At 45.3% G+C, this 24,858-nt stretch carries 24 protein-coding genes and 1 pseudogene; 10 read left to right on the top strand and 15 right to left on the bottom strand.

The annotated features are described in order from the left end of the window. The first annotated feature begins 151 nt into the window (after positions 1-151). A complete protein-coding gene (locus tag QNH15_RS21580; protein ID WP_283890460.1) occupies positions 152-1,576 on the top strand; it encodes an amino acid permease in 1,425 nt (474 codons plus the stop codon). Positions 1,577-1,641: 65 nt separating this feature from the next. On the opposite strand, the gene QNH15_RS21585 is transcribed toward QNH15_RS21580, so the two are convergent. Continuing rightward, positions 1,642-1,839 carry a cold shock domain-containing protein gene (locus tag QNH15_RS21585; protein ID WP_061971922.1) on the bottom strand — a complete coding sequence of 66 codons (198 nt, stop codon included), beginning with the start codon at positions 1,837-1,839 and terminating at the stop codon, positions 1,642-1,644. A gap of 321 nt (positions 1,840-2,160) precedes the next feature. On the opposite strand from QNH15_RS21585, the gene QNH15_RS21590 reads away from it, so the two are divergent. Then, entirely contained in the window at positions 2,161-2,433 is a 273-nt protein-coding gene (locus QNH15_RS21590; protein ID WP_061971921.1) for a YqhV family protein, read from the top strand. Between the two features lie 749 nt (positions 2,434-3,182). Here the strand turns inward: QNH15_RS21590 and QNH15_RS21595 are convergent. The 5 genes and pseudogenes from QNH15_RS21595 to QNH15_RS21615 all read right to left on the bottom strand — a co-directional run. Next, positions 3,183-3,726: pseudogene (locus tag QNH15_RS21595) on the bottom strand (site-2 protease family protein); the annotation flags it as partial. 132 nt (positions 3,727-3,858) lie between these two features. After that, entirely contained in the window at positions 3,859-4,827 is a 969-nt protein-coding gene (locus QNH15_RS21600; RefSeq protein WP_283890462.1) for a bile acid:sodium symporter family protein, read from the bottom strand. A 333-nt stretch (positions 4,828-5,160) separates the two neighbouring features. After that, entirely contained in the window at positions 5,161-5,301 is a 141-nt protein-coding gene (fbpA, locus tag QNH15_RS21605; protein ID WP_082635796.1) for a Fur-regulated basic protein FbpA, read from the bottom strand. A gap of 19 nt (positions 5,302-5,320) precedes the next feature. Further along, complete coding sequence (locus QNH15_RS21610; RefSeq protein ID WP_061971919.1) at positions 5,321-6,022, bottom strand: LrgB family protein; 702 nt, start codon at positions 6,020-6,022, stop codon at positions 5,321-5,323. Continuing rightward, positions 6,019-6,381: a CidA/LrgA family protein gene (locus QNH15_RS21615; RefSeq protein ID WP_283890465.1), complete on the bottom strand. Its 363-nt coding sequence runs from the start codon at positions 6,379-6,381 to the stop codon at positions 6,019-6,021. The genes QNH15_RS21610 and QNH15_RS21615 overlap by 4 nt, the downstream gene beginning before the upstream one ends. Positions 6,382-6,590: 209 nt before the next feature. Here QNH15_RS21615 and QNH15_RS21620 point away from each other — a divergent pair, with 209 nt between their 5' ends. From QNH15_RS21620 to dhaM, 5 genes are all read left to right on the top strand, one after another. Next, positions 6,591-6,920, top strand: coding sequence for a MerR family transcriptional regulator (locus tag QNH15_RS21620; RefSeq protein WP_090235759.1), 330 nt, complete (start codon positions 6,591-6,593; stop codon positions 6,918-6,920). A 132-nt stretch (positions 6,921-7,052) separates the two neighbouring features. After that, complete coding sequence (locus tag QNH15_RS21625) at positions 7,053-8,648, top strand: APC family permease (RefSeq protein WP_283890467.1); 1,596 nt, start codon at positions 7,053-7,055, stop codon at positions 8,646-8,648. A 112-nt stretch (positions 8,649-8,760) separates the two neighbouring features. Then, positions 8,761-9,747, top strand: a complete 987-nt coding sequence (gene dhaK / locus QNH15_RS21630) for a dihydroxyacetone kinase subunit DhaK (protein WP_283890468.1) — start codon at positions 8,761-8,763, stop codon at positions 9,745-9,747. 1 nt (position 9,748) lies between these two features. Further along, positions 9,749-10,351, top strand: coding sequence for a dihydroxyacetone kinase subunit DhaL (dhaL, locus tag QNH15_RS21635; RefSeq protein WP_283890469.1), 603 nt, complete (start codon positions 9,749-9,751; stop codon positions 10,349-10,351). Next, entirely contained in the window at positions 10,344-10,712 is a 369-nt protein-coding gene (gene dhaM, locus QNH15_RS21640; protein WP_283890470.1) for a dihydroxyacetone kinase phosphoryl donor subunit DhaM, read from the top strand. The genes dhaL and dhaM overlap by 8 nt, the downstream gene beginning before the upstream one ends. A gap of 337 nt (positions 10,713-11,049) precedes the next feature. On the opposite strand, the gene QNH15_RS21645 is transcribed toward dhaM, so the two are convergent. Continuing rightward, on the bottom strand, positions 11,050-11,376 hold the full coding sequence (locus QNH15_RS21645) for a hypothetical protein (RefSeq protein WP_283890471.1): 327 nt from the start codon (positions 11,374-11,376) through the stop codon (positions 11,050-11,052). A 170-nt stretch (positions 11,377-11,546) separates the two neighbouring features. Further along, positions 11,547-12,722 carry a styrene monooxygenase/indole monooxygenase family protein gene (locus QNH15_RS21650; protein ID WP_283890473.1) on the bottom strand — a complete coding sequence of 392 codons (1,176 nt, stop codon included), beginning with the start codon at positions 12,720-12,722 and terminating at the stop codon, positions 11,547-11,549. A 265-nt stretch (positions 12,723-12,987) separates the two neighbouring features. Between QNH15_RS21650 and QNH15_RS21655 the strand changes: the two genes are divergently transcribed. Beyond that, positions 12,988-14,226, top strand: coding sequence for a tetratricopeptide repeat protein (locus QNH15_RS21655; RefSeq protein WP_283890475.1), 1,239 nt, complete (start codon positions 12,988-12,990; stop codon positions 14,224-14,226). A gap of 100 nt (positions 14,227-14,326) precedes the next feature. On the opposite strand, the gene QNH15_RS21660 is transcribed toward QNH15_RS21655, so the two are convergent. The 4 genes from QNH15_RS21660 to QNH15_RS21675 form a co-directional block, all read right to left on the bottom strand. Next, positions 14,327-17,707 carry a hypothetical protein gene (locus QNH15_RS21660; protein WP_283890477.1) on the bottom strand — a complete coding sequence of 1,127 codons (3,381 nt, stop codon included), beginning with the start codon at positions 17,705-17,707 and terminating at the stop codon, positions 14,327-14,329. Between the two features lie 162 nt (positions 17,708-17,869). Next, on the bottom strand, positions 17,870-18,355 hold the full coding sequence (locus QNH15_RS21665; RefSeq protein ID WP_283890479.1) for an NUDIX hydrolase: 486 nt from the start codon (positions 18,353-18,355) through the stop codon (positions 17,870-17,872). A 19-nt stretch (positions 18,356-18,374) separates the two neighbouring features. Then, positions 18,375-18,506 (bottom strand): hypothetical protein, encoded by a 132-nt coding sequence (locus QNH15_RS21670; protein ID WP_283890481.1) that lies wholly within the window; start codon positions 18,504-18,506, stop codon positions 18,375-18,377. 224 nt (positions 18,507-18,730) lie between these two features. Beyond that, complete coding sequence (locus tag QNH15_RS21675) at positions 18,731-19,078, bottom strand: hypothetical protein (RefSeq protein WP_283890482.1); 348 nt, start codon at positions 19,076-19,078, stop codon at positions 18,731-18,733. A 442-nt stretch (positions 19,079-19,520) separates the two neighbouring features. Here QNH15_RS21675 and QNH15_RS21680 point away from each other — a divergent pair, with 442 nt between their 5' ends. Both QNH15_RS21680 and QNH15_RS21685 read left to right on the top strand, forming a co-directional pair. After that, positions 19,521-21,338: an acyltransferase family protein gene (locus QNH15_RS21680; RefSeq protein ID WP_283890484.1), complete on the top strand. Its 1,818-nt coding sequence runs from the start codon at positions 19,521-19,523 to the stop codon at positions 21,336-21,338. A gap of 50 nt (positions 21,339-21,388) precedes the next feature. Next, on the top strand, positions 21,389-21,973 hold the full coding sequence (locus QNH15_RS21685) for a YjgB family protein (RefSeq protein ID WP_283890486.1): 585 nt from the start codon (positions 21,389-21,391) through the stop codon (positions 21,971-21,973). 44 nt (positions 21,974-22,017) lie between these two features. Here the strand turns inward: QNH15_RS21685 and fliT are convergent, their stop codons facing one another. The 3 genes from fliT to fliD are packed head-to-tail and all read right to left on the bottom strand — an operon-like array spanning position 22,018 to position 24,858. Then, positions 22,018-22,368, bottom strand: coding sequence for a flagellar protein FliT (fliT, locus tag QNH15_RS21690; protein WP_283890488.1), 351 nt, complete (start codon positions 22,366-22,368; stop codon positions 22,018-22,020). Then, entirely contained in the window at positions 22,368-22,769 is a 402-nt protein-coding gene (gene fliS, locus QNH15_RS21695) for a flagellar export chaperone FliS (RefSeq protein WP_283890489.1), read from the bottom strand. Before fliS ends, fliT begins: the two co-directional genes overlap by 1 nt. 28 nt (positions 22,770-22,797) lie before the next feature. Then, positions 22,798-24,858, bottom strand: a complete 2,061-nt coding sequence (gene fliD, locus QNH15_RS21700) for a flagellar filament capping protein FliD (protein ID WP_283890491.1) — start codon at positions 24,856-24,858, stop codon at positions 22,798-22,800.

Genomic DNA, 24,858 nt, shown 5'->3' on the forward strand with positions numbered 1-24,858 from the left:
TGTATATATATTTCGATATACCCGTTAACAATTCCTTCATAAACTTTAAAATATCTTGACAATAAAATTTCTTTCTCGACAATTTTCGACTCAGTCAATAGAAAGCTAAGTTTCGGGCACAATGGGTATGTAAGGTATAGGAGGGATCGATATGCATAACCAAAATGTTGTTAAACAAAGTGTGAAAAATGTCCAACAAAGCAAGGTTAAGAAAGGGAAATCCCATAAACTCGCCTGGTGGCAGCTTTCATTGATTGGCATTGGCTCAGTGATCGGTGCGGGATTTTTTCTGGGGTCTGGACTTTCCATCCATTCAGCAGGGCCTTCCGTGCTGATTGGCTACCTCCTTGCCGGTTTAACGGCCTATTTTGTCTTTAGTGCACTTGCTGAAATGACGGTACAGGATCCACAGCCCGGTTCTTTCCGGACATATGCCGGTCAGGCATTCGGCCATCCTGTCGGATTTATGAGCGGCTGGATCTACTGGACGGCCGGTGTTTTGATCATGTCCAGTGAAGTAACAGCCCTGGCCATCTTTACACAGCTTTGGCTGCCCCATGTGCCCCTCTGGCTCTTATCTGTTGTTTATTCTATACTTGCGCTTGGGATTAACCTGCTCGGCGTAAAAAACTTCGGCAGCATTGAATCGTTCTTTGCGGTGATCAAAATATCCACTCTTGTTGCGTTTATTGGATTTGGGATTCTCGCTGTGACGGGCGTCATTTCCCCCGACAGTGCGAAGGCAGGTCTTTCTTCTGCTTCCTTTGCACACGGCTGGTTTCCCAACGGCTTCTCAGGTTTCTGGTCCGCGATGATTTTTATTTTATTTTCCTACGGTGGAATTGAAGTGCTGGGGGTTCTCTCCACAGAGTTAAGAAATAAAAAAGATGTACCAAAAGCCGGTACATTTCTCGTCATCGCATTAACAGTGCTGTACGCCGTCAGTATTCTATTTATTTTGATGATGGTTTCCTTTCACATCATTAATGAGGACAAAAGCCCGTTTGTCAAAGCGCTGGCAAGTTTCCCTATTCCTTATCTGGACACGATATTCAACGTCATACTGATCAGTGCTGCATTTTCTACCATGGTAGGAGCTCTGTTCTCGATAACCAGCATTATGGTTTCCCTGGCCAAAGACGGTGATGCTCCCGGACGCCTTCAGAAAAAGAACAGCCGCGGAGTTGCTGCCGGTGCTCTCGGCTTGAGCGGTATCGGCCTTGCGATCTCTGTCCTTTTCTCCTTTTTATTGCCGGACACAGTATATGAATATATGACAACCTCTGCTGGTATCATGCTGATTTTGAACTGGGTGATCATTCTGTCCTCCCATATCAAAAAAAGAAAACAGATTGGCTCCAGCGAAGAGCATTACCGATCTGCATCCTATCCGTTAACCTCTTATCTGGGTATTGCTCTCATTGCCTTTACGATCGCAGGGTCTCTCCTGCATACCAATCAGCGGGTAGGATTTTTTATCAGTCTTGGCTTTGTAGCCATCATCCTCGGCGCCTATTACCTCGGTTCACGGTTTGGCAAATTTAAAAAGGTTCACAAATCTGAAGAAGAATATTGATTCACATAAATAACCCAGCATTCTAAGAATGCTGGGTTATTATCCGAGGTATCGGCTAGTTATTATTATAGTTTGGTTACGTTAGCTGCTTGTGGTCCACGAGCTCCGTCAACGATTTCAAACTCAACTTCTTGGCCTTCATCAAGAGACTTATAACCTTCTGAATTGATGGCTGAGAAATGTACGAATACATCATCTCCATCTTCTCTTTCGATAAAGCCAAATCCTTTTTCTGCATTAAACCATTTTACTTTTCCTTGCATGTACTTTCACTATCCCTTCGTCATGACAATCTGTATAGGAGCCCTATACATTCATAGTATTACACATTTAAAAAAATGTTGTCAAACGTATCATTTAGCGAATAATAAGAAGTTTTGTCGAATAATCTTTTTCTTTAACTATTTTGTAAAATACCAAATAAATCTACACATTTCACAAGTGATTTCAGCCCTTTGAAAAGGCACTTGCTTTCAACTTCTACTTTGGGGTGGACAACATATAGTATAAGGACAGCCATTTATTGTACGGGTACATAACGGCCGGCGACTACGTGCAGCATGCACTTCATGGGGGTTGACTGTATGTTTCAAGTATTTGAGAAAATCGTCCTCGGCATGGCCATGATCAGGATTCTGTCCGGGGTATGCGAAGTAAGTGCCGCATTTTTAATGCTCCGTTTTAATTCAGTTGAAAAAGCCTTGCTGATCAATTCCACGCTGTCCATTATCGGACCTTTTATTTTCTTTTCGACCATGTCCTTAGGGTTAGTCGGCATCACAGCCAAGATCAGCACGGCAAAATTGCTTTGGATTGTGGCCGGTCTGGGGCTAATCATTTATGGAATACGAAAATAATAAAATACGCCCGGCTTCCATAAAAATGGTATGCCGGGCATTTTTTAATTACCGCTGAAGCAGTTCGCGGTGGACTTCCATAATGGTATGTCCATACATTGCGAAATAAGACAGGACACCTGCCAGAGCAAGATACAAAAGAAGGACCACAATTTTTGTTTTTAAGCTGGCCACATAATAATTCTTGCGGCGATCCACTTCCTCTTGCTGGGTTTGGGCCTCCTCCTTTACTGCCATAAGATAGGCTTCAACAACTTTTTCAGGACGACCGCCTTCAGGCTCAGCACCCATATCTTCCCCGGTATGAAACTCCTGCTCAGCAAGCAGCCGCTCCTTTTCCTTTTCTTTCATAACTTCATGCTTGTATAGAAAAAGAAAATATTTTTCCCGCTTTTGCAGCAGGTTAATTTCCGTCAGCATCGCGTCTTTTTTCAGCCGTTTTTTATCATGCACAAAAGGCCAGGTAAAACCTGAAGGAAGATTACGGATCAACCGTTCCTTTTCAATTCTCCCTTCATCGATAAAGGTATCCACGATATAAGGAAAATTGGGAAGATCACGATATTCCTCCATCTCCCGGACCAGTTCATGAATTTTTTCTTCTTCCTTCTGATGAAGTTCCAGCGACTGCTTGCTTTCCTGCAAGACATAATCCTCTCTCACTCTTCTCCACCAGGTAGCAATCCCAAACAGGAAGATAAGAAAGATAATCGGGTCAGGAGAAATAAACATGTAAGGAATCATACAGATGAGGCCGATCAGCCATAGTTTGGTAGAAAGGACTCCAACAATTCGTCCTCCGTCAAGCGGAGAGACCGGGAACAAGTTGAACAGATTAATAAATGCACCCAAAAAGACAACCAATCCCCAGAAAGGCGACCCCTGTGTTTCATACAGGTAAACCGCAGGAAGGAACGAAAGCAGGCCGAACAACGGGCCGGCATAAGCCACAAACGCCTCATCCTTCGCGTTTTTCGGCATTTCTTTCATGCCGATGACCGCCCCCATAAACGGTACAAAAATCGCAGGTGAGGTCGGTATCCCCTTCCGTTTCATGGCCACCAGGTGACCCATCTCATGAACAAACAGCAAATAGACCAGGGCTACGGCAAATTTCCAACCGAAAAACATGGCATACGCACCAACGGATACAAACATGGAAGCCAATGTTGCAAATTTCCCCAGCTTTAATAATCCAAAAACCCATTTTAATTTACCTAAAATAAACAATCCGATTCCAGCCAAAACCGTCCAAATCCTGGACTGGTTTTTCTTTTCAGCTCTTTCAGCCATTCATCATTCCTCCAATAAAATTCACGGAAAGAAAGTAAGAAACTGTCATTCTTCTAAAACCATACCATATATACGGATGAAAGAGAAAAAAGTTACAGACCACAAAGAAAAACTGCCGAAGGTTCGGCAGTTTTACGCTGTTTTAGATGGAGAGCGGTCTCCCTTTGCCTCCAATTTTTCAGCTTGCTTTCTATAATAGGTCGCCACCAGGGCGCCTGAAATGTTATGCCAGACACTGAATATGGCACTCGGTACCGCAGCAAGCGGAGAGAAGTGGACACTGGCCAATCCTGCTCCTAACGCGGAATTCTGCATGCCCACTTCGATGGAGATCGCTTTTTGTTTCGGCGGGCTCATCTTGAACAGGCGCGCCGCCCAGTATCCGAGCAACAATCCAAGCATGTTATGAAGAACAACCACTGCGAAAATAGCAAGCCCAGTGGATGCAATCTGCTCTTTGCTTCCACCGACAACCGCCCCAACGATGGCCACAATACAGATAACCGAAACAAGGGGAAGGACTTTCACACCTGCTTCCACTTTTTTGCCAAGCAGCATCTTTACGATAATGCCAAGAACAATCGGAATGATGATCATTTTGGCTATAGATATGAATAAATCTCCCGGTGAAACAGGAAGCCATTTGCTTGCAAATAATAAAATCAATGATGGCGTCAAAATGGGGGCAAGCACTGTGGATACAGACGTTACGGCAACAGACAGCGCAGTGTCTCCTTTTGCCAAATAGGTCATAACATTGGAGGCCGTTCCACCAGGACAGCACCCAACAAGAATAACTCCTACCGCAACTTGCGGTGACAACGGCAATAAGGTTGCCAGCCCGAATGCCAGCAGCGGCATAATGAGAAATTGAGCGGCCACACCAATGGCTACGTCTTTTGGCCGTTTGGCGACTTCCTTAAAGTCAGAGCCGGACAGGGTCAATCCCATGCCGAACATAATAATCCCCAGCAGCCACACGATATAATTTCCGATCCAAGTAAACCCTTGAGGATAAACAAAAGCGGCCACTGCTATTAATAGCACCCAGACCGCAAACGTGTTGCCGAAAAACGCACTGACTTTCTCTAACGCTTTCACACTTCTCACTCCTAAATTTTTGTATTCTTTGTATTATAACGTATTTTCTGAATATAACAAGAATCATTTTTTAAGTACATTTTGGACTTTAACCAGCGAGCACTCAGGGTGGTAATTCGACAAACTTGCCCGGAAAATTTAAAAAGTTTCCCGCAAATCTGCGAAACTTGCCTGGATGTCTGCAAAACTTGCCTGGAAATCATAAAAAGCTGCCCGGTAATCTGTGAAACTTGCCCGAATGCTCACTGTTCTAAAATAGACAATAAGAAAAAGCAAAGAACCCTTTCCCAACCGGATGGATTCTTTGCTCTTTTATTAGAATCTCTTATTTCATTAACAAAATGGCTTCATTTTTAAGGTTTGATATTCTTTCAAAAGCTCTTCTAATGTCAGTTCATGAAGATGCCCATTTTCGGATTTATAAAAACCTGCTTCGATTAATTTTGTAATCAGAATTTCCTTTTTCTGTTCCATTACAAAAAATCCCCTTTCTCTATAGATATGCTATGAACAGCATGCCCATTGGAATTGTCACTGAAACCAGAATGGCGGTCGTTGTCATTCCTACACTTCCCATTGCCCCTTCTTCCTCTCCCCATTGAAAGGAACGATTTGCGCCAAGCGCCTGGGCGGAAATTCCCATCGCAAGACCGCGTGCCGTTTTGCTCTTGATGTTGCAACCATCCAGCACATGAGGACCGACGATCAACGAAAAAAGAGCGGAAATCAACACAAAAAGAATGGTAAGCGGTGCTGTTCCGCCAAGGGAACTGGACACAGACAAAGCGACTGGCAATGTGGCTGTTTTCGGCAGCAGGGACGCCACTACTTCGCCCTTTAATCCAAGAAGGAACGCAAATGCTACAGAAGAGGCAATACCTGCCATCCCGCCGCTTACTATGCCCACGGTGATTTTTTTGATGTTTTTCCTAATCAGAGGAAATTGCTTGTAAATAGGAATGGCCAGGGATACGATTCCCGTCTGGAGCAGAAGGGAAAAGATTTTGCTTCCCTTTTCATAAGATTTCACGTCCATATGCAAGAATGGAAGTAAAAGAAAAAGAAGTAACGTTACCGTATATAAAGGGTTGAGCCAGGACTTCTGATTGGATTTGCGGTAAATTCGCAGACCGAACAGATAGGTCAATGCTGTAGCCACAATACTTAACAGAGTGTTGCCAAACGTGATGCTCATCCGTTTCTCCTCCTTTTTCTCTTTTCATATAATTCCACTGAGTATCCTGTTCCTAACAGAATGCACAAACTGCTTAAAGAAAGAACAAGGAGCACTTTCCATAGCTGAATGTGAACCGCTCCCCAGTTTAAAAACAGACCCACTACTGGCGGAATAAAAAGCAAGGTCATATGACGGAGATGGGAGTTCGCGACACCTTCCACCCATCTTAATTTCACAACTCCTGTCAGCAGGCCGAGAAACAGCAAAAACATCCCCAGTATACTTCCGGGAACCGGCAAGTGAAAAAAGGATGACAGTGCATTTCCGGCAGCCAGGGTGGCGAGGATGATCACAAACTGTCCGATGAAACGTAACAAAAGCTTCTCTCCCCTCGTCCGGAATGATTGATTTCAGTATACGAAAGGAACGGGAAGAAATCTCTCAACCTGTAAGATAACCTTCCGCCCTTTTTTCAGACCCCCAAAACGTATGTCAGAAAATCTAACATACCACTTTTCAATCTATTCAGAAAGCTTTATAGTAATGGAAAGAACTTCGTGCCACCACTGATAAAGGAGTGATGTGGGTGTCTTATGAGAGTTCATCATATAAAGAGAAAAAAGTGATTTCCATCGGCACGGTTAAAGACTTAACAGGGTTATCAGTGAGACAAATCCGGTATTATGAAGAGCGGAATTTAATCTTTCCCGCCCGTACGGAAAAAGGCACACGCAAGTATTCCTTTTCAGATGTGGAGATGCTGATGAGCATAGCAGACAAGAGAGAAGACGGGGTTCAGACGCATGAGATCAGGAAGGAGCTGAAAAAAGCACAGGAGCACATCCAAAAGGAAAAATTGCGGGATACGATGATTAGGGGGCAGTTGAACGCGCATTTCAATATGATAAAAAGATAAAAAAAACCAGTTTCTCAGAACCCAGACCTGAGAAACTGGTTTTTCTATTTTCTCCCGTGTTTATAGCTGGATGATTCAGGGAATTTTCAAACTAATCATTACACAACATTAACCGTTCAGGAGATGAAAGGTATGGCGTCCAATCAAAACAATGGAACATTCAAACGAAGGTTAAACACACTCGATCTCACGTTTCTCGGGCTTGGCTCCATCATTGGTTCGGGCTGGCTGTATGCTGCAGCCACAGGAGCTCAGTATGCGGGCCCCTATGCCTGGATTTCCTGGATCATCGGAGCAGTCATCATCATGATGATCGGGCTGGTATACGCTGAACTCGGGGCAGCCATGCCTGTGGCGGGAGGTTTTGTCCGCTACCCGGATTTTACCCATGGATCTGTCGTCGGCTTTTTGATTGGTTTCATATCCATGCTGGCCTACTCGGCAGTCATCAGTATTGAATCCCAGGCCGTACGGGGATATTTGGAGTATTGGTTTGACAGTCTTGGCCACAAGGATGGAACACCGACCATAGGAGGATTTTCTGTACAGATCGGATTAATTCTTCTCTTCTTTATCCTTAACTACTGGAGTGTCGCGTTGTTTGGAAAGATCAACACCTTTCTTACTGTTTTTAAATTCGTTGTCCCCTCTATCATCATCATCGTTTTATTCATGCATTTTGATGCTTCCAATTTTGCCGTCACCGGCGCATCGCCCGGTGGAACAAAAGGAATCTTTGCAGCGGTTACTGGGGCTGGAATTGTATTCGCCTTCAACGGCTTCCGTCAGCCGATTGAATTTGCCGGAGAAGCCCGTCGCCCCGAGAAAAGTATCCCCTTTGCCATTATTTATTCGGTCCTGATCGGTTTGATGGTTTATATGCTCCTGCAGATTGCCTATATCGGGGCTGTACCTTCTGGCAAGCTGAGCGATGGCTGGAGCGGCCTTCACTTTGATTCTCCTTGGGCAGATTTGGCTACTGCACTGGGTGTTGTCTGGCTCGCCAATCTTGTACTTGTTGATGCCGTCATCTCTCCTTCAGCCACCGGGAATATTTATTTTTCGGCAACTGCCCGCTCATTGTTTGCCTGGGCGAAAAACGGCTACTTTTTTAAAATATTTCGTAAGATCGATAAGAAAAGCGGACTGCCAAGAGCTGCGCTTTGGCTTACCTTGGTACTGGCGATTATTTGGATGCTTCCTTACCGCTTTCAGGCATGGGCTGATCTGGTCGATGCGAGCACCTCGTTAAAAGCGCTGACATTTGTGGTCGGTCCCGTGTCGCTCATGTCGCTCAGAAAGAAGCTTCCGGAACTTAAACGCCCCTTTTTGTTAAAAGGTGCCCAAGTGGTTACCCCGCTTGCATTCGTTGGAGCAACCCTGGTGATTTATTGGAGCACGTGGAAGGTCGTTTCTTTTATCATTCCGATCATCATCCTCTCCCTCATCCTTTATTTTATCGCTGCATACCGCTCCTCTTCCTTTTCAAAAGAAGAGATTAAATTGCACCTGAAATCCGGATGGTGGCTCATTATCTATTATTTGTTCCTGCTCGCCATGTCTTTTGTTGGCAGCTATGGCCCCGGAACAAAGGCCGATCATCTTATTCACGCCCCTTGGGATACCCTTGTTGCGGCTATTCTTTCTCTCATTTTTTATTATTGGGGTGTCCACGCCGGACTTGACGACCCGAACATTGAAATGGACGATGTGGAATCCACTCATTAATACGCCCTGCATAGACAGGGTTTTTTCTTTGAAGCAAGAAGGTTGATAAGATAAACAGAAGGGAATACAATGTAAGCGTTTCGAATTTTCATACTGATAAGGAGAGATGACGTTGGATAAACTCTTGCAGGATCCTAATCAATTTGTAACAGACATCGTTGATGGACTCGTTCGCTCCCATCCTGATTACTATGAAAAGATAGAAGGTGTAAATGTCATTAAACGCAAAGACGGCACCCCTTCTGGCCAGGTTGGGCTGGTTTCGGGAGGAGGCAGCGGCCATGAACCGGCACACGCAGGTTACGTTGGAGAAGGCATGCTGAGTGCTGCCGTATGCGGTGAAGTATTTACCTCACCGACGCCGGATATGGTGCTGGAAGGAATCAAGGCAGCTGACGGCGGCGCAGGCGTGCTGCTGATCGTCAAAAATTATTCAGGTGATGTGATGAATTTTGACATGGCCAAGGAACTCGCTGAACTTGAAGGCATACAGGTTGAAACGGTTATTGTTAATGACGATATTGCGATTAAGAATGCAGAAGATCGGCGTGGTGTGGCCGGAACCGTTTTTGTTCATAAAATTGCTGGTGCAGCCGCCGCAGCAGGAAAATCGCTATCAGAAGTCAAAAAAGCGGCAGAAAAAGCCATTAATCAGGTTCGTTCCATTGGCATGGCTCTTTCCCCATGTTATATGCCAGAGAGCGGCAAGCCGGGCTTTGAGCTTCACGAAAACGAAATGGAAATCGGGATCGGCATCCATGGGGAAAAAGGCATTGAACGGAAAACTGTCGCACCTGTAAATGAGATCGTGTCGGAGCTGCTCGACCGGCTGACCGCAGAAGTAACCGACAAACGGATTGCCCTGATGGTAAACGGAATGGGCGGTACTCCTATCTCAGAACTGTACCTCGCCTACAAATATGTGAGTGAACAATTGGAACAGAGAGAATACTCGATTGCCCGCAGCTATACAGGAAACTACATGACTTCGTTAGAAATGCACGGTTTCTCCATTACCCTGCTGGCTGTCGATGATGAATTGCTCGGGTACCTGGATGCCCCTTCAGAAACCATTGGATTTCCAGTGAGGAGTGAATAATATGAAACTGACCACAGAAGGTCTGAAAACAGCATTGTTGAATACAGCGGATCAAATTGAGAAGCAAAAAGATGAACTGACGGACCTGGACCGGGAAATTGGTGACGGCGACCATGGCATCAACATGTCACGCGGGTTTACTGCTGTAAAAAAAGAACTGGAGGATAAAGATTCCTTTGCAGATCTTGGGGAGCTTTCCAAGCTTGTGGGCATGACATTGATCAAAACAGTCGGGGGCGCATCCGGCCCTCTTTTCGGTACTGTCTTTGTAAAATTTGCTACCAAGTGGAATGGCAAAAGCTCAGTAGAGGGTGATGAATTATACGACGGGTTTAAAGAGGCGGCGGACGGTGTGGCTGCACGCGGAAAATCCAAGGCCGGCCAGAAAACCATGCTGGACGTGTTGGAGCCCTTTACTGAGGCGCTTAAGAGCGATGGGCCGCTTGAGACGGTGATTGAAAACGCGCTGGCAGATACAAAAGAATTGAAAGCGGAAAAAGGACGGGCTTCGTACTTCGGCGATGCCTCCAAAGGTCTTCAGGATCCTGGGGCATTGTCCAGCTCCATCCTGCTCCGCCAGATAGCGGAGGTGCTGAATGGTTAACTTGATCCTCGTTTCCCACAGTGAAAAATTAGCTGACGGTTTGAAGGAGCTGCTTGCCGAGATGGCAGCCAACGTGGAGATCCATAATGCCGGCGGGCTCGATGGCGGGAAAATCGGAACCGACGTCTCCCGAATCGAAAAAGCATTTTCTTCCATCACAGACGATGCCATCATTTTAACCGACATCGGCTCTGCCACCATGAACGCCGAAATGGCCCTCGAGCTGTATACCGGGGACCGGAACATTCAATTCAAGGATGTTCCGCTTGTGGAAGGAGCCTTCCTGGCTGCCGTACAGAGCGGCCAGGGATTGTCCGTGGAGCAGATCGTACAGGCGCTGGAAACAGAGTTTTCTAAATAGGAATAAGAAAAGCCCCGGGTTGAGTAAGATCCTGGGGCTTTGCTACCTTTCATTATAGAAAACGCCAATAGATTTTCCCATCAGGGTAGATGGCTGGTACATAAATTCCTTTTCGATCACCGTGATCTTCTATTACATACCAATTAGACTCATGTAACCATGCGCTATCGGATTTCTCCTCATCACATTTATTCTGCTCATCATTCAGTGCGTCCACATGCCTTCAACTTTTACATTATGGATTTGACGTTTTCAACACTAAATTATCAGTATGATCTTTGCCCTATCTTACCTTAATCAACTTTCTGCCTGGTAATCAGCAGCCAGGTCTTCCAGTTCATCGGGATTGACACTGATTCGACTCATGAAGCTTCTCCTGCCTCTCCATCTCATCGGCTTGTTCTCTAAGCCGAGCCGCTTCCCGCCTCAACGCATCTTTTAACTGTTCACCCAAGCTTGCCGAAGCAAAGTGGGTGCTTGCCGCTTCCGACATCATTTGCTGATAGGACGCCTTGCTTTTACTTTCCCAGCTCGACGCCTTCGTCAGTACCCGGTTGCGATCCCATCTCAGCTGGTCCAACTTTTGCATGGACTCCTGAACTTTACCGTAATACCAGTCCAGCATCTCAGCCTGCATCCGATACTTTTGCTTATCAAAAATCATAGATTCACCGCCTGCTCAATCTCTTGTGTTTCTATTGTAAAAAACAAAGAAGGATGGAGGTACTAGACTAAGTTCCTAATAATTGTAATCATTCGGGATGTTTGGACTAGAAACGACAAAAAAGCGCCGATTCTCCTATATATGGAAGATCGGCACTAATTTCAGTTGTTTTACACTTTTGCCAGAAAAACCTGATGGGCACTCGAAGGATTTTCGAACCAGCGGGCTACCTGATCGGCAGTTACCTGATCCTGTGCCCCGCCGAGCAGCATCTGAATAACATGTCCGGGTAGCGGCTGTGTCATCGCATTCGTCCATTCTGTTACTTCTTTAACGAAATGCTTAATTCTATTCCAATATAAAATCCCCAGCTCCTCACCCCAGTGGTCATCATGTTTATGTTCGACCAGCAGTTCAGACAGCTGCTCCGCACAGTAGGAAGACAAGTTGCATCCTTGTCCGGTAATCGGATCGTTCAGCACCACACTGTCTCCACATCCCAGTATGAGTTGATGTTCCTCCATCACATATGGCCTTCTCACCTCAGGCGTAATGGCAACCTGGAGGAAGCCATTTTCATCACTTAGCGCAAACAGTTCATCAACAATACGGCTGTGAATCTCCGGAAAGAACATTTCTACCGCTTCTCTCATTTTAATCGTAAAGGCTTCCGGAGATTTCATTCCTTTAAACATATCAAGCGGGCCAGCAGGGACAGCTGTGATAAACAGGATAGTGACCGGGCCGGACTCTGCTTCAGCCGGAATCTCAAACATTTCCCCCAGCTCCGGGATCACCGTTACACTGACTCCGCAGGGAGAGACCGGCTTAACTCCCTTAAAGTAGCCTACAATGCATTTTCGCTGTGGCCCCTGAAACGGAGTGAGTTCTTTTTCAATCGGAAACGGAAAGATCGGACCATTTTTTCCCGTACAATCCACTACAAGGTCAAATTCTTCATCTAATGTCTCCCTGTCCTGTTCGGTGATCTTTCTTTGCTGAAACGTAACACCCTTTTTCTCTAAGTCCTCTGCATACGTTGAATAAGAAAGCCGCTGATCCACGGATAATGCTTGCTTTTCCAGCCGGCCTGCAAACAGCTTTTGGTCCCCTACCGTTATATGAATGCTCGTAATCATCTGCTCACTATTCCAATCTGGCATATGAAATCTCTTTTCCCGTTCACGTGCCGGGCCAAAATGGACCTGCGTGGACATGATTCTCCCGCTTCGCACCTGCTCCGGTGTGCGGTGAGAGATGATCGTGACATCGAAATCCTCCATTAAAGCATAAGCCAGCTGCAATCCAGTCGTTCCGCCACCAATGATACCAACCTTTTTTTTCAAGGACCCCACTCCTTCTCATTATTCGCCTTATGCCTAATTTCTTTTTAAAAGCAAAATTTCCTGTGCCAGCAGAAAAAACAGGAGAATAGGACAGCATTCGTCAATCTATTTCCTAGGAAATATGGCATATTCCTTCTTCTTTCCTGCTGCGTCCTCATTTATTGACAAATAACTGCCAAATGCCCCATAAATTATGTATATAATAGGAAAAATCAGTTATTTAATGTGATATGATGAGAATGATGAAGAGGGATTGAGGTGGATTATGATTAGAGGAGAGAAGATCAAATATTTCAGAGAAAAAAATAAACTAACCCAAAAACAACTCACTTCGGGAATTTGTTCCGTTCCCTACCTTAGTAAAGTGGAGAACAACAGCATTGTTCCTTCCAAAGAGATCCTTGAGTTGCTTTGCAAAAAACTAAACATAGAATACGACGAATTGCTGCAGTCCTCCTCCACCAATGAAATAAAAAAATTAATCTACAGCTGGTATGACGACATAAAAGCGAGGAAGCGGTCTGCGACAAAGGACCATTACATCAATATCGAAAAAAAAATGAAAGGCATTAAGGATATTGAGCTTTTATCCATGTTTCACTTGTGCGCCACCCGGCACTTTCTCTTGTTGCGAGAATTCGACAGTGCGGAAGAACAATTAGCTCATGCGGAAAAATACATTGAATACACGCCGAAAGAAACAGCAGCCTACTACTATTATTTTTCCGGGCTTTACGAATATTTGAAAGGCCATTTTCAAAAAGCACTTGAACTCTACTTAAAAGCAAAGGATTATGTCAGTGAACCAGAATACCATTACCAGCTCGCCTTGATTTACAGCCGGCTGGGCAAAATCACCCTTTCCATTTTCCATTCCGAAAGGGCGATGGAGGAATTTCATAAAAACATTCAATTCAAGAAAGTCATTGATTGCTATATTCTTCTTGGGATTGATTATAACCGGATCAATGAACATTCTACCGCCATTACATACTTTGAAAAAGCGCTTAAAGGCATTGAATCACTGCCGGATATCGGCCATTTACGAATACATATCTATCACAATATGGGAATCGTTTATCACAAAATGAAGAAACCATGGGAAGCCATTGAATACTTTTTAAAATCTCTGAATGCACGCAATGACCTCCAAGGCGGAGAACTGACCATCTATCTTTTGGCCAACAACCTTTTCCAGCTCAATGAAACCGAAGATGCCACCCGCTGGATCACCAAAGGACTTGAGCTGTTAAAAGGCGAACTGAACGAAACCTATTGTCTGCTTAAGATTCTTCAATTTCAGGTTTCAAAGCGCCGAAACGACGAAGACTACAAAATATTTTTGGAAGAAATCGCCCTTCCCATCTTTCAGAAAAAAGATGAGTTTATGTATATCCGGATGTGCTATGAACAGCTTGGCGATTATTATTACCGAAAAAAACAATACAAACGGTCCAGTGAATACTACTGCTCTGCCAACCAGGTAGAAAGCTCGTTTATTTAGAGGAGGCTACTTTTGATTGAAGAATCTGATTTTGGAAGCAAGCGGGTGGACCCGCTGATACAAAAAAGGACAGTTCCTCACACGGAACTGTCCTTTTTCCTTATTTCCAGGCACCAAACCATGTGCCCCATTTTCGCTGAAACTGCTCTTTCAATGATGGAGATTCAATCCCCTTTTGTTTTTTGAACTCATGGTAGCCCGCAAACCCGATGAGCAAAATTCCGGCGATGAGGAGATACACCCACCATGGCATATTGCCCCAGTAAGGACGGGTCTGCACGAACACATTTACGATGAGCACAATCAAACCACTGAAGAAATAGCTTTTCTGCTTGGAGATAAATCCATACAGAATACTAAGCACAGCAAGAGAACCCAAAATGACGGCATCAGCAATTTTATAGCTGTACATGGCATCGACCATCAAGATGATGGATATCAGGCCGATAAGGCTGTATTGAACAATCATGACCGACTTTTCGTTCAGGTTCCACGTTTTTTGTGTAATTAAATAGCTTAAAAGAATCCATGGAAGCACATAGAGTTCCGTGATGATCACGCTTGGAACATGGAACATATCAAGAATTGTATAATAGGTTAGCAGTCCGACCGCCAAAGAGACGGTCTGAAGGCTCTTTTGAACCATCGGAAAAGCTGCAATCCGTAAAGAATGATGGTACAGCAGCACCGCAACCACGAACAGCCCGCCAATAAATACCCAATCCACTGCCTGCAGGCAGCCGGTCCATACATAGATGAGTCCTGCAATTCCGTACAAATCTACTTTTTCACCGTTTTCAGGATGGTAGAGTTTTTCATAGATAAACATTCCTACAGCTGTGAACAGAAGCCCAATCGCATACCAGACAAGCGCACTTAATTGTGCGGATAAGCTGTACAGGTCAATCATGTTGGCCATCATCAGCCAAAAGTAGATTAGCGGAAACGCCACAGCAATTCTCCAATTTCCTTTAAGAGATTGAAAGAACGCCATGAATACAAGGACCACACCTACATAAAACCACAGAGGCAAAACCTCTCCTGCATAATACGAATCCGCAAGATACTCGGCCATGACCAGAATCGAAAATGGAACAATATACCACCTGAGCCGTTCCTTCCAGACCACTGAAACAACAAAGTAAGCAGCAAGCAGCACCAAACTGTATAACAAACGAATCTCATTAGGGAACCATTCGTTTACGGTAAAACCGAAGGCCATGGATAACACGGTCAGTCCCGCATACAGACTGTATTTTAATTCTGCTTCATGGACAGAGCGCCAGACATACAGTCCGTAAAGAACCGTAAGAAGAAAATACGGCAAGGTTTCCCCTGAAGTAATAAACGTATAAAACACTGAATACAGCAGAGCCGCCTGGCTGACCACCAGCGTTGGAAGATGGCTTTGCCGGTCCACACGTTTTAATGCCTCTCCCGAAACAAACAGCAGAGCGGACAAAATAATAAGCGTGAGCCGTTCATTGACGGGTTCTGCAATCAAGTGAAGGAAAGAGTAAAACACAAAGAACAAGCCCGCCTGCACGATGCCAAACCCAAAATATTGCTTAAAATAGCGTGTACCGACAAACACCATAAACGCAAACAACACGCTGCACAAAAGCCGAACCCAATCGGCCTCCGTACTGAACGAAGCCAGGAAGCTGATGAAGGAAGCAAAGATGGCTCCCATCACCGCATATTGTCCAAGGATTCTGTCATTCTTTCTCCAATAATAAAGAGCCGCCAGAAGAATGGTTCCAATCCCGACCGATAGTGCCCTGTCCGGATCAGGGATCAAGGCCATCCCCGCCGAAAATCCTGTGAAAAAGCCAAAGACGGAAACGCCTGCACTGGCCATCTTTTTGGCAAGATCCTTTTCAAGCCGGTAGTGCCGTGCTGCCATCCCTGTCAGAACAAGCGAGAGCAGTGCCGTCTGCCAATATTCCGGAATTAAAAGGGTGAACCCAAAACCAATCAGAAGAAAGGCGCCTCCGACAAACAAGCCCGAACGCCGGAGAGTTTTGATCCATTGACCTGCCGCATAGGTCACCAGTCCTGATAATCCAATGGCCAGCGCCCAATACTTCATATCGTTTAAGCTGGTGAGGTGATAGACCTCGGATGATGCAATAAAAATATAAAAGGACGCGAGGTACGGAAACAAACGAAACGCCGTGCTATAGCTTAGATAAATGAAGTTTCCGGCAACCACCAGATACCCCAGCAGCATCCATACACTTCCTTCTCCTCCAGAGAGCATAAGTCCTTTGCCTGTCACGAGTAAAAAGGCAATGACCGATACGGCTGCGTTGGCAACCTGGTAGTACTTTTTCAAATTGCCTTTTGAAAAGCGCGCCACCGCAAGCAGAACAACCGGCACCACAGGTATCAGTACAAGCGCCAATCCTGCTCCTGCCGCCTGTACAACGAGCTGGTACAAACCGTAGGAGATAAATGCCATAAAAAGCAGTTCATATTCCACCCGCTTGTTGACCATTCTCATCGCCAAATACAGTGCAGCGGTCAAAATTAAATTAAAGCTTTGGGACAGCGGCTGTTCAAAGGAAACAATAATGAGGACCGATGATAAAATAAGGTTGGCCTGAATAAAGACCGGGAGCACCTTTTGATAGATATCTTCCCTGTCCTTCGTTTTCCGGACATGATACAGATAAATATACGCCGCATTTCCAAGTGCATACAAAAAGTAAAACACATTCTTCTCCGCACCCAGCGCGAGAAGAATAAATCCATAGCCGATAGCCGAAGCAATGAGCGTAAACCAGGCAAACAGCCTGGAGCCGAAAGACTTCGTAAATTTCCAGTAAATCGGCGGACATACGAGGCTTGTAACAGCACCCAGTACATACTTTCCGTCACCAGAAAAACTCAGCCAGCTGCCAAAAAGCTTAAAAAACCCTGCTGACAAAATCGTAATCGGCAGAAAGAGCGCAAAAAGCACAAAGAAAGCAAACGCCGTCTTTTTAATGTTCAGCACACGTTGAGAAAGAACTCCCAACCCGCCAAACAAAGCGGCAATTCCGCCAACAAGCATCGTTTTTGCCAACGGCGAGAACACATCCCATTGGCTGGTTGCGAGCGTCAGACCGCCAATTAACAGCAGCACAACTCCCGCTGCCATAAGCAGGGTCAGGTTGCGCTCGCGTTTTTGTTCAGCCATAAGCGCTGGTTTTGGAGAAGCTGCCGGAACCGGCCTTGGCTTTGGCAAAGGCGGAGCAGCCGGCGCAGTACTGGAGAGAATGGGCTGTTGAACGGGTTGAACAAAATCCTTTTCTTTCTCAAACTGTGGCTCCTGTTCCTCCCGCGCCTGTATCGAAGGTTCTTTTCCTTCAGCAATTCGCCGCTGGTCTTTTTCATAGCGATTGATCCCTTCAACCACCTTTAAATAATCGTTATACTTTATATATCCCTTTTCTTTTAGTTCGAATAAGTCCTTAATGATTTCTGGACCCTTCATGTCACACCTCGCTTTGCCTCATCTCCAGCAGATGAATCCTTATTCATTTTATGTACCCTCAACATTATACATCACTTTTGGAAATTAAATGGTTAGAAATGACGGGGAAATTAGAGAAAATTAAAAAGTCTTAGAGACACTATTCCCTAAGACAACTTCTTGCTACCATTGCATGCTTTTATAATAATCAAGAACAGGGACCATACAGTGGAATTCAAACATACTGTCCATCTCTGCCTCTGTTACCCATTTAATATCAATGACTTCATCCTTTTGAAGGTTAGTCGCTCTAAGATCAAAACTCTGGTGGAAAAGCCAAACATCACAAAAATCTTGGAAATGGTCACGCCGCTCGCTTTTCAGCAACCTTCCATTTGACCGGGACAGCGTAATCCCTATTTCTTCTTTTACTTCCCGCAAAGCACCTTGCAAACTCGTTTCACCGGCCAATACCGAACCACCCGGGCACTCCCAAAGATTGGGGAAATGCTTATCCTCATGTCTTTTTGCCAGAAGGATTTCACCTTTATCATTCTTGATCCACACATGAACCACAATATGATATTCACCATCCGCCAACGAGTCGCCGCGCACATGAAGTTTATTTGTTTTGTTTCTCCTTTTATCGTAGACGTCCCACGTTTCCATAAATAACTCCTTTAATTAATTACCCTCTGGTTACCATCCTGCCCACCCGGTTTACCGTACGATAGACCATGATGCTGCAAAGTTCCAGGACAACGCCTAAAAAAGTATCTCCCATATCGGTATCCTTCCACTTGGCTTCAAACACAGCCAATGATGTAACTCAGGATCATCCATACTAAAAACACCTTGCCAAAATTGGCCCAGCTCCCACCGAACAAAGCGGTAAAGAATGTATAAATGGATAAAAAGCCTGTCCACATTAGGGGAAGCAGACAGACCAGGAATAAGGTGAAGCGAAAAATTGACCCTAAACAACCCATGCTTGTTTTCCTTTCCTAACACCTATGTAGTAAATCAATAACCCCAGAACAAAATTTATCTAGGGCTATGATTCTTTTTTGCTTCTTCAAGCTTTTTTGCCTCTTCCAGCTTTTCCTTCCTCTCCAATTCGCTCGCAAACTGCCTCAAGCGATTCGCTTCACGCTTCAAAGCTTCTTTCAACTGCTCTCCCGTACCTGCTGCTGAATAATGGGTGCTTCCTGCCTCCGACATGATCTGCTGATAGGTTTTCTTGCTTTTGCTCTCCCAGCTCTGAGCCTTTGTGAGAACCTGTGCACGTTCTCTTCCCAACTGATCCAGCTGGTTCATGGATTCGGATACTTTTCCCGAATACCAATCGAGCATTTCTGCCTGCATTCTGTACTTTTGTTTATCAAATAACATCCGTTTCACCGCCTGCCTTTTCTCTACCTTCCTATTGTAAAGAAGGAATATCGCCTTATGAACTAGTCGTTTTTACTAATATCTTGCATCTTTTAGCTATTTTTACCTGTTACGCATGACATTTCTCCCATTCCCGCTGGATGGGCATTATAATCCTTGAATGTCAAAAACCAATTGAACTATAGTGGGTGATAGGAAATATTCCCCTGAACTTCGACATTTTTTAGTAAAAGTTTTTGTCGAAAATAGTAGAAACGGTTTGTTTCCATCCTCTCTAAAAAGCACTAAACTATTATGGGAGATTAAAAGACTTGCTTATTTGAAGGGAGAACGATGATGTTGATCACCAAGGGCTTTCTGCAAAAAAGGAACAGCGTAAATATAGCGGAAGCAGCGTTTACATATAGTCAAAACAACCTTTTTTTGGTTAGGGGGAAATTGCATGCCTGAACCTACCCAAAAAAGCAAAAGGTATATGCCCGGCATAGACGGGTTACGAGCATTGGCAGTGCTGGCGGTGATCGCCTATCACTTGAACCTTGGCTTTGCGCCTGGCGGTTTGTTGGGTGTGGGTATCTTTTTTGTTTTATCCGGCTACCTGATAACAGACATCATTGCAACCGAATACCTCAGGACTGGAAAAATAGATTTCAAGAAATTCTGGATCAGAAGAGCACGAAGACTGCTGCCGGCTTTGCTGTCCATGCTGTTCATTGTGATTTTGTGGATCCTGATGTTTGAGCGTTCCTTTTTGCTCGACCTCTGGGGCAATGTGCTTTCTGTTCTTTTATACGTCAGCAACTGGTGGCTTATTTTTCATAAAGTCTCCTATTTTGCCCAATTCGGACCGCCGTCGCCACTTAACCACCTCTGGTCCCTGGCAGTCGAGGAACAGTTCTACTTAGTATGGCCGCTGTTGCTGCTGATCGGCCTGAAGTTTATCGGGAAACGGAACATCCTTCTCCGGTTCATTCTCGGAGCGGCCGTTCTATCGGCTGTTTTGATGGCGGTTCTTTATACATCCGGGCAGGATCCAAGCCGTGTATATTATGGAACCGATACGAGAGCTTTTTCATTGCTCATTGGTGCGGCACTTGCTCTGATCTGGCCAAGCCGAAAGCTTTCCATTCATCTGCCAAGAGAACCAAGGATTGCATTGGACATGGCGGGAACCATTGGCCTTGTTGGTATTTTGTTGCTGATTATGCTGACCAGCCAGTTTAATTCCTTTTTGTACCGGGGCGGCATGGTGCTGCTATCCATATGTACGGCTCTTCTTGTCGCAGCACTTGCCCACCCCGCGAGCAAGCTTGGGGCCATCATGGGATGGCAGCCGCTGCGCTGGATCGGTGTACGATCGTACGGCATTTACTTATGGCACTTTCCGGTCATTGTGCTCACCCAGCCGTCACAGACGGCAGAGCACTCATCATGGCTTGGATGGGTGCAGTTTGGGATAATTATTCTTTTAGCAACCATTTCCTGGCACTTTATCGAAGAGCCTGTGCGGCGAAGTGCATTAAATACTGGTCAAGAAAAACGGGCAGTAACAGAATTTTCATGGAAAAGGGCCACCCTATTTCAGAAATCCATTCTCGGATGTTCAGCCCTTGCTGTTCTGATCATACTATATACGGTTGTTGTGCCCGGCATTCAAAAACTTGAAGCTGCGCAGGAGAAAAAAGAAGCTCAAAAATATGTACATCCTGTACCAGAAACACCTAAGAAAAAAACGTCACATAAGGAAAAAGAGCACCCTGAAAAAGATCCGAAGCCTTCACCTGCTCCAAAGCAAGAAGACCACAGAATTACGGTCATCGGCGACTCCGTCATGGTCAATGTGGCTCCTTATCTGAAGAAAAAATTCCCGGACGCCACGGTGGATGCCAAAATCGGAAGGCAGCTGACAGACGCACCAAAAGTCATTGATCAGATGAAAGCAAAGGGTAGTCTAGGTGACACCGTCGTGATTGGACTCGGAACAAACGGACCATTCTCCAAACAACAGCTGGTCAGTGTACTGAATGAGGCAGGCAAGGATAAAAACATTGTCCTTATTAACAGCAAGGTACCGCGTCCGTGGGAAAAAGAAGTCAATCAAACGATTCAGGAAGTGGCTGCCAAACATCCGCACACCAAGCTTGTCAATTGGAACCAGGCAAGCAATGGGCAATCCTCCTACTTTTACGAAGATGGGGTGCATCTTAAACCGAAAGGCGCTCTCGCCTATGCAAGACTTGTGGAACGCGCAGTGAATTAAGGTTTCAATTTTTAACAGATGTGGAAGAAACTATAGATAGGAGGGATACAATGTTACCGAAAAAACGAGCAAATTTACTGGTGACAGCTTCACTGCTCACGGGCTCCGTTTTAGGAACAGGCATGATCTCCTTTAACGACACAGCACATGCTGCATCTGCCACAGCGTCCGATCAGAGCACAGCGAAAAAAGATGCCGCAGATAAACTAACAACCATTTATTACAGTGCTTATGAAGGCCACTTCCCAAACAATGCGTTCGACTTTTATACCGGGAAAACAACAAAGGCAGACGTTCATGAAAAATGGGGACCTCCAAGTACCCCTATCTCCAAAAACAGCGACTTTGAGATTTACCATGCCGAAATGGGAAATCCCGGATATGACTTTTCATATGACAAAGATAACGTCATTAAGGAAATCAGAAACTTTGGAACCAATGTCGAGCGTGACCACAGCATCGGCGGTATTACCGTGAAGATGCTCGGCGATGAAATCGGAAGCGCGGATCATATCCGTCACCTTCCAAACACGGGAGAGACCAGCTACATTTATGAAACCGGTGATTTTGAACTGGAATTTATCATCGGTAAAGATGGAAAAGCAGATCATGTGAACCTGGTACAACATCAATAAGAGAAAGAGCAACGGCCATCGAGTCCGTTGCTCTTTTTTCATGTTCAATTCTTTTTATCAAAAAACATCCCGTCACCCGAAACCGAGGCATATGGATTGGCATAATGCGCGGACTGGGTTTTCTTTTGGTTCATCAGCATAATATCCCTTTTAATTTCATTCAGCTGACGATCTAGTTCCGGTTCAAAACCTTCATTCAGCTGAAGGATGTCGAGCCCGATGCGCTTTTCTTCCTCTGTAAAATGGGCCGGAATTTCCTCCAGCAAAGCCTCACGCTGATCGAGAAGTACATTCACACGCTGGATATAAGGTTCTCGTCCCTCTTTCGGCAGTCCCTTCATAACATGCGCGCTCAACTGCTGGGTGATTTCAAGAAGACGTGAAATGGTTCCCATCAGACACGACCACCCTGTCCATATTGCTGGCGTCGGTTGATCTGGATAACTTCCTTCCACGTATCACGCAATTCCTTCACTAAACCTTCCACCTCATCCAAAATCTCCACATTGCTTTGAATGTTGGCTTCGATCAGCCGGCGGTTCAAATAATCATACATCGGCAACAGTGTGCCGGAGACCGAAGCATCCATGTTCAGGGTGACCATCAGCTCCTGAATGATTTTTTGTGCTTTCAGGCAGTTCGTATTCTTTTCTTGGATGTTTTTATGTTGAATGGCTTGCTTTGAAAGCTGGATAAATTTCAAACAGCCGTTATACAGCATCAGCGTCAGTTCACCGGGTGATGCCGTTTGAACCGAGTTGTTCTGATACGACTGATACGGATTGGGTAAACTCATGATCTTACTCCTTTATTGGTTGTTAGAATCAGCTGCTAAAAAACTGGGAAAGGTACGTGCTCTGCTGGTTCGAACGCTGAATCGCCTGCTCCATGGCCGTGAACTGGCTGTAATATCGGTCCTCAATTTGAGTCAGCCGCTTATTGAAGGCATCGATTCTTGTGTTCAAATCATTTAATTCCTTACCGATGACAAACTGATTGTTTACAAGCAAAGACGATCCCGCTTTATCCTTTATGCTGTTCATCGACTTATTTAGTGTATCGTACAAACGCTGCATCAAGCCGTTTTCACTGCTGACAGAGCTTGTTGCTGTAAACAGCTTTTCCACGGATGACGGATCATCCTCGATCGCTTTTTTCAATTTCGCTTCATCAAGAACGAGCTTTCCGCCTTCCAGGTAATTGGCACTTGTGGTAATCCCAATTTTTGCAAGCTGATTGTACTTTGAACTGATGGAGCTGTCAGTTACCGTGGCATACAGGTTTTGGCGCATTTCATTTAAGGCGGAATTAAGAACTGTATCGCCCTTAATTAAGCCACTCTTCGCCTTTTCATCCCAAAGCTCTGCCTGCTTGTCGGTCATTCCTTGCCGCTCTTCGTCAGAAAGCGGCTGGTAGCTTCTGTAGCGTTCTTCGGAGACTTTATCCTTGATCTTGGAAATCGTCTCATTGTACTTATCGACAAAGTTTTTGATGTTTTTTACCACATCATCGGCATTATTTCCAACCGCAAGGGAAACCGTTCCTGTGTCAAAGGTTTGCTTTAAGGTAAAGGTAACGCCGTTCATGGCAAACGTATTGGCGTTTCTCTCCGTTCTGAGTCCATTGACCGTAAAAACGGCATTCTCTCCCCCGCTCTCTGTCGCCGTATCGTCAAACCGGGCCGCTGACGTTAAAAATGCGCCTGATGTAATGATTTCATTGCCAGCAGGATTGAAGTTCCCGGTTTGTGACCGGGTAAGTGTCATCCGGTCGGTCTGGGTATCATAAAACGCCGTTACCCCAACAGAGGACGTATTTATTTGATTGATGACTGTATTTAAAGACGTTGCTCCATTGACCGCAAAGGTTTGGTTGACCGCTTTTCCTTCGGTATTGAACGTTTGGAGACCAAAGGTGAAAAAGTTTTCTTTGTAGGTCACGGATACTTTTGCATCCTTTTCAACGTTGTCTGCGAATGAAAGCTTGCCTGTCTTTTCGTCTACATACACATTGTTGGAGCCACTCGTTAGAAGGCTTTTATCCGTCACAATACTGTAGGAGTCTTTTGTTCCATCTGCTTTTTCTACGGTTACGGAAGATAAAGATCCCTGGGCGATGGAGGACTTCGTCAGCTGAAAATCTTTTGTTGCCCCGGAGGCTGTAAAGGTATCCGTATGATCAGGTGTAAAATAGGTAACAGACACCGAGCTGTTTGCTGCCAGCTGCTCGCTGAACGTCAGCTTGCCGTCCTGTCCAACCATGACCTGTCCCGGTGTTTTCGGATCGGTAAACGAATCCACCACCTGAAAGTCCTTGCCGTTTACTTTGATGATGCTGCTGGAGAGCAGTGAACTGTCGAGATTGGCTTGTTTCAGCTGGATTGTATCGGTTGCAGAGCTGACATTAATTGATTCCTTTTCAATGCTTCCCTGCTTCCAGTCAAAGCCGGTGCTTGTGCTGTCGGTAAAGCTTGCGAACTTCGCCATTTGATCGTAAAGCCCGGCGTTGGCATCAATTTTGTCAGAAGTTGATTTGGATAGGGAGCCGCCGTTCACCTTCGTTGCCGCACTCGCCAGCTTTTCAACGGAAGATATGTTGTATGATGCCTGATTCGCCGCTGAGCTCGCGGTTGCTGTAACTTTGCTTTCGTCTGAGGAAGTGACCGTTCTTGACCGGTAGGAAGACGTTAGCTTCATCGAGAAGGTCTGATCTTTTAAGGTGGAAAGCAGTGTATTCATCGACCGGTAGTCATCCCGCTGCCATTCCAGGATCTGTTTCTTTTGATTCAATTTATCGAGCGGCAAACGTTGGGCCTTCATCATCTCTTTCACCATGGAATCGACGTCCATCCCACTGGCCAGGCCGCTGATGCGCAATGTACTCAT

The sequence above is a fragment of the Fictibacillus enclensis genome (assembly GCF_030123385.1).
In the GTDB taxonomy this organism is placed as follows: Bacteria; Bacillota; Bacilli; order Bacillales; family Fictibacillaceae; genus Fictibacillus_C; species Fictibacillus_C enclensis.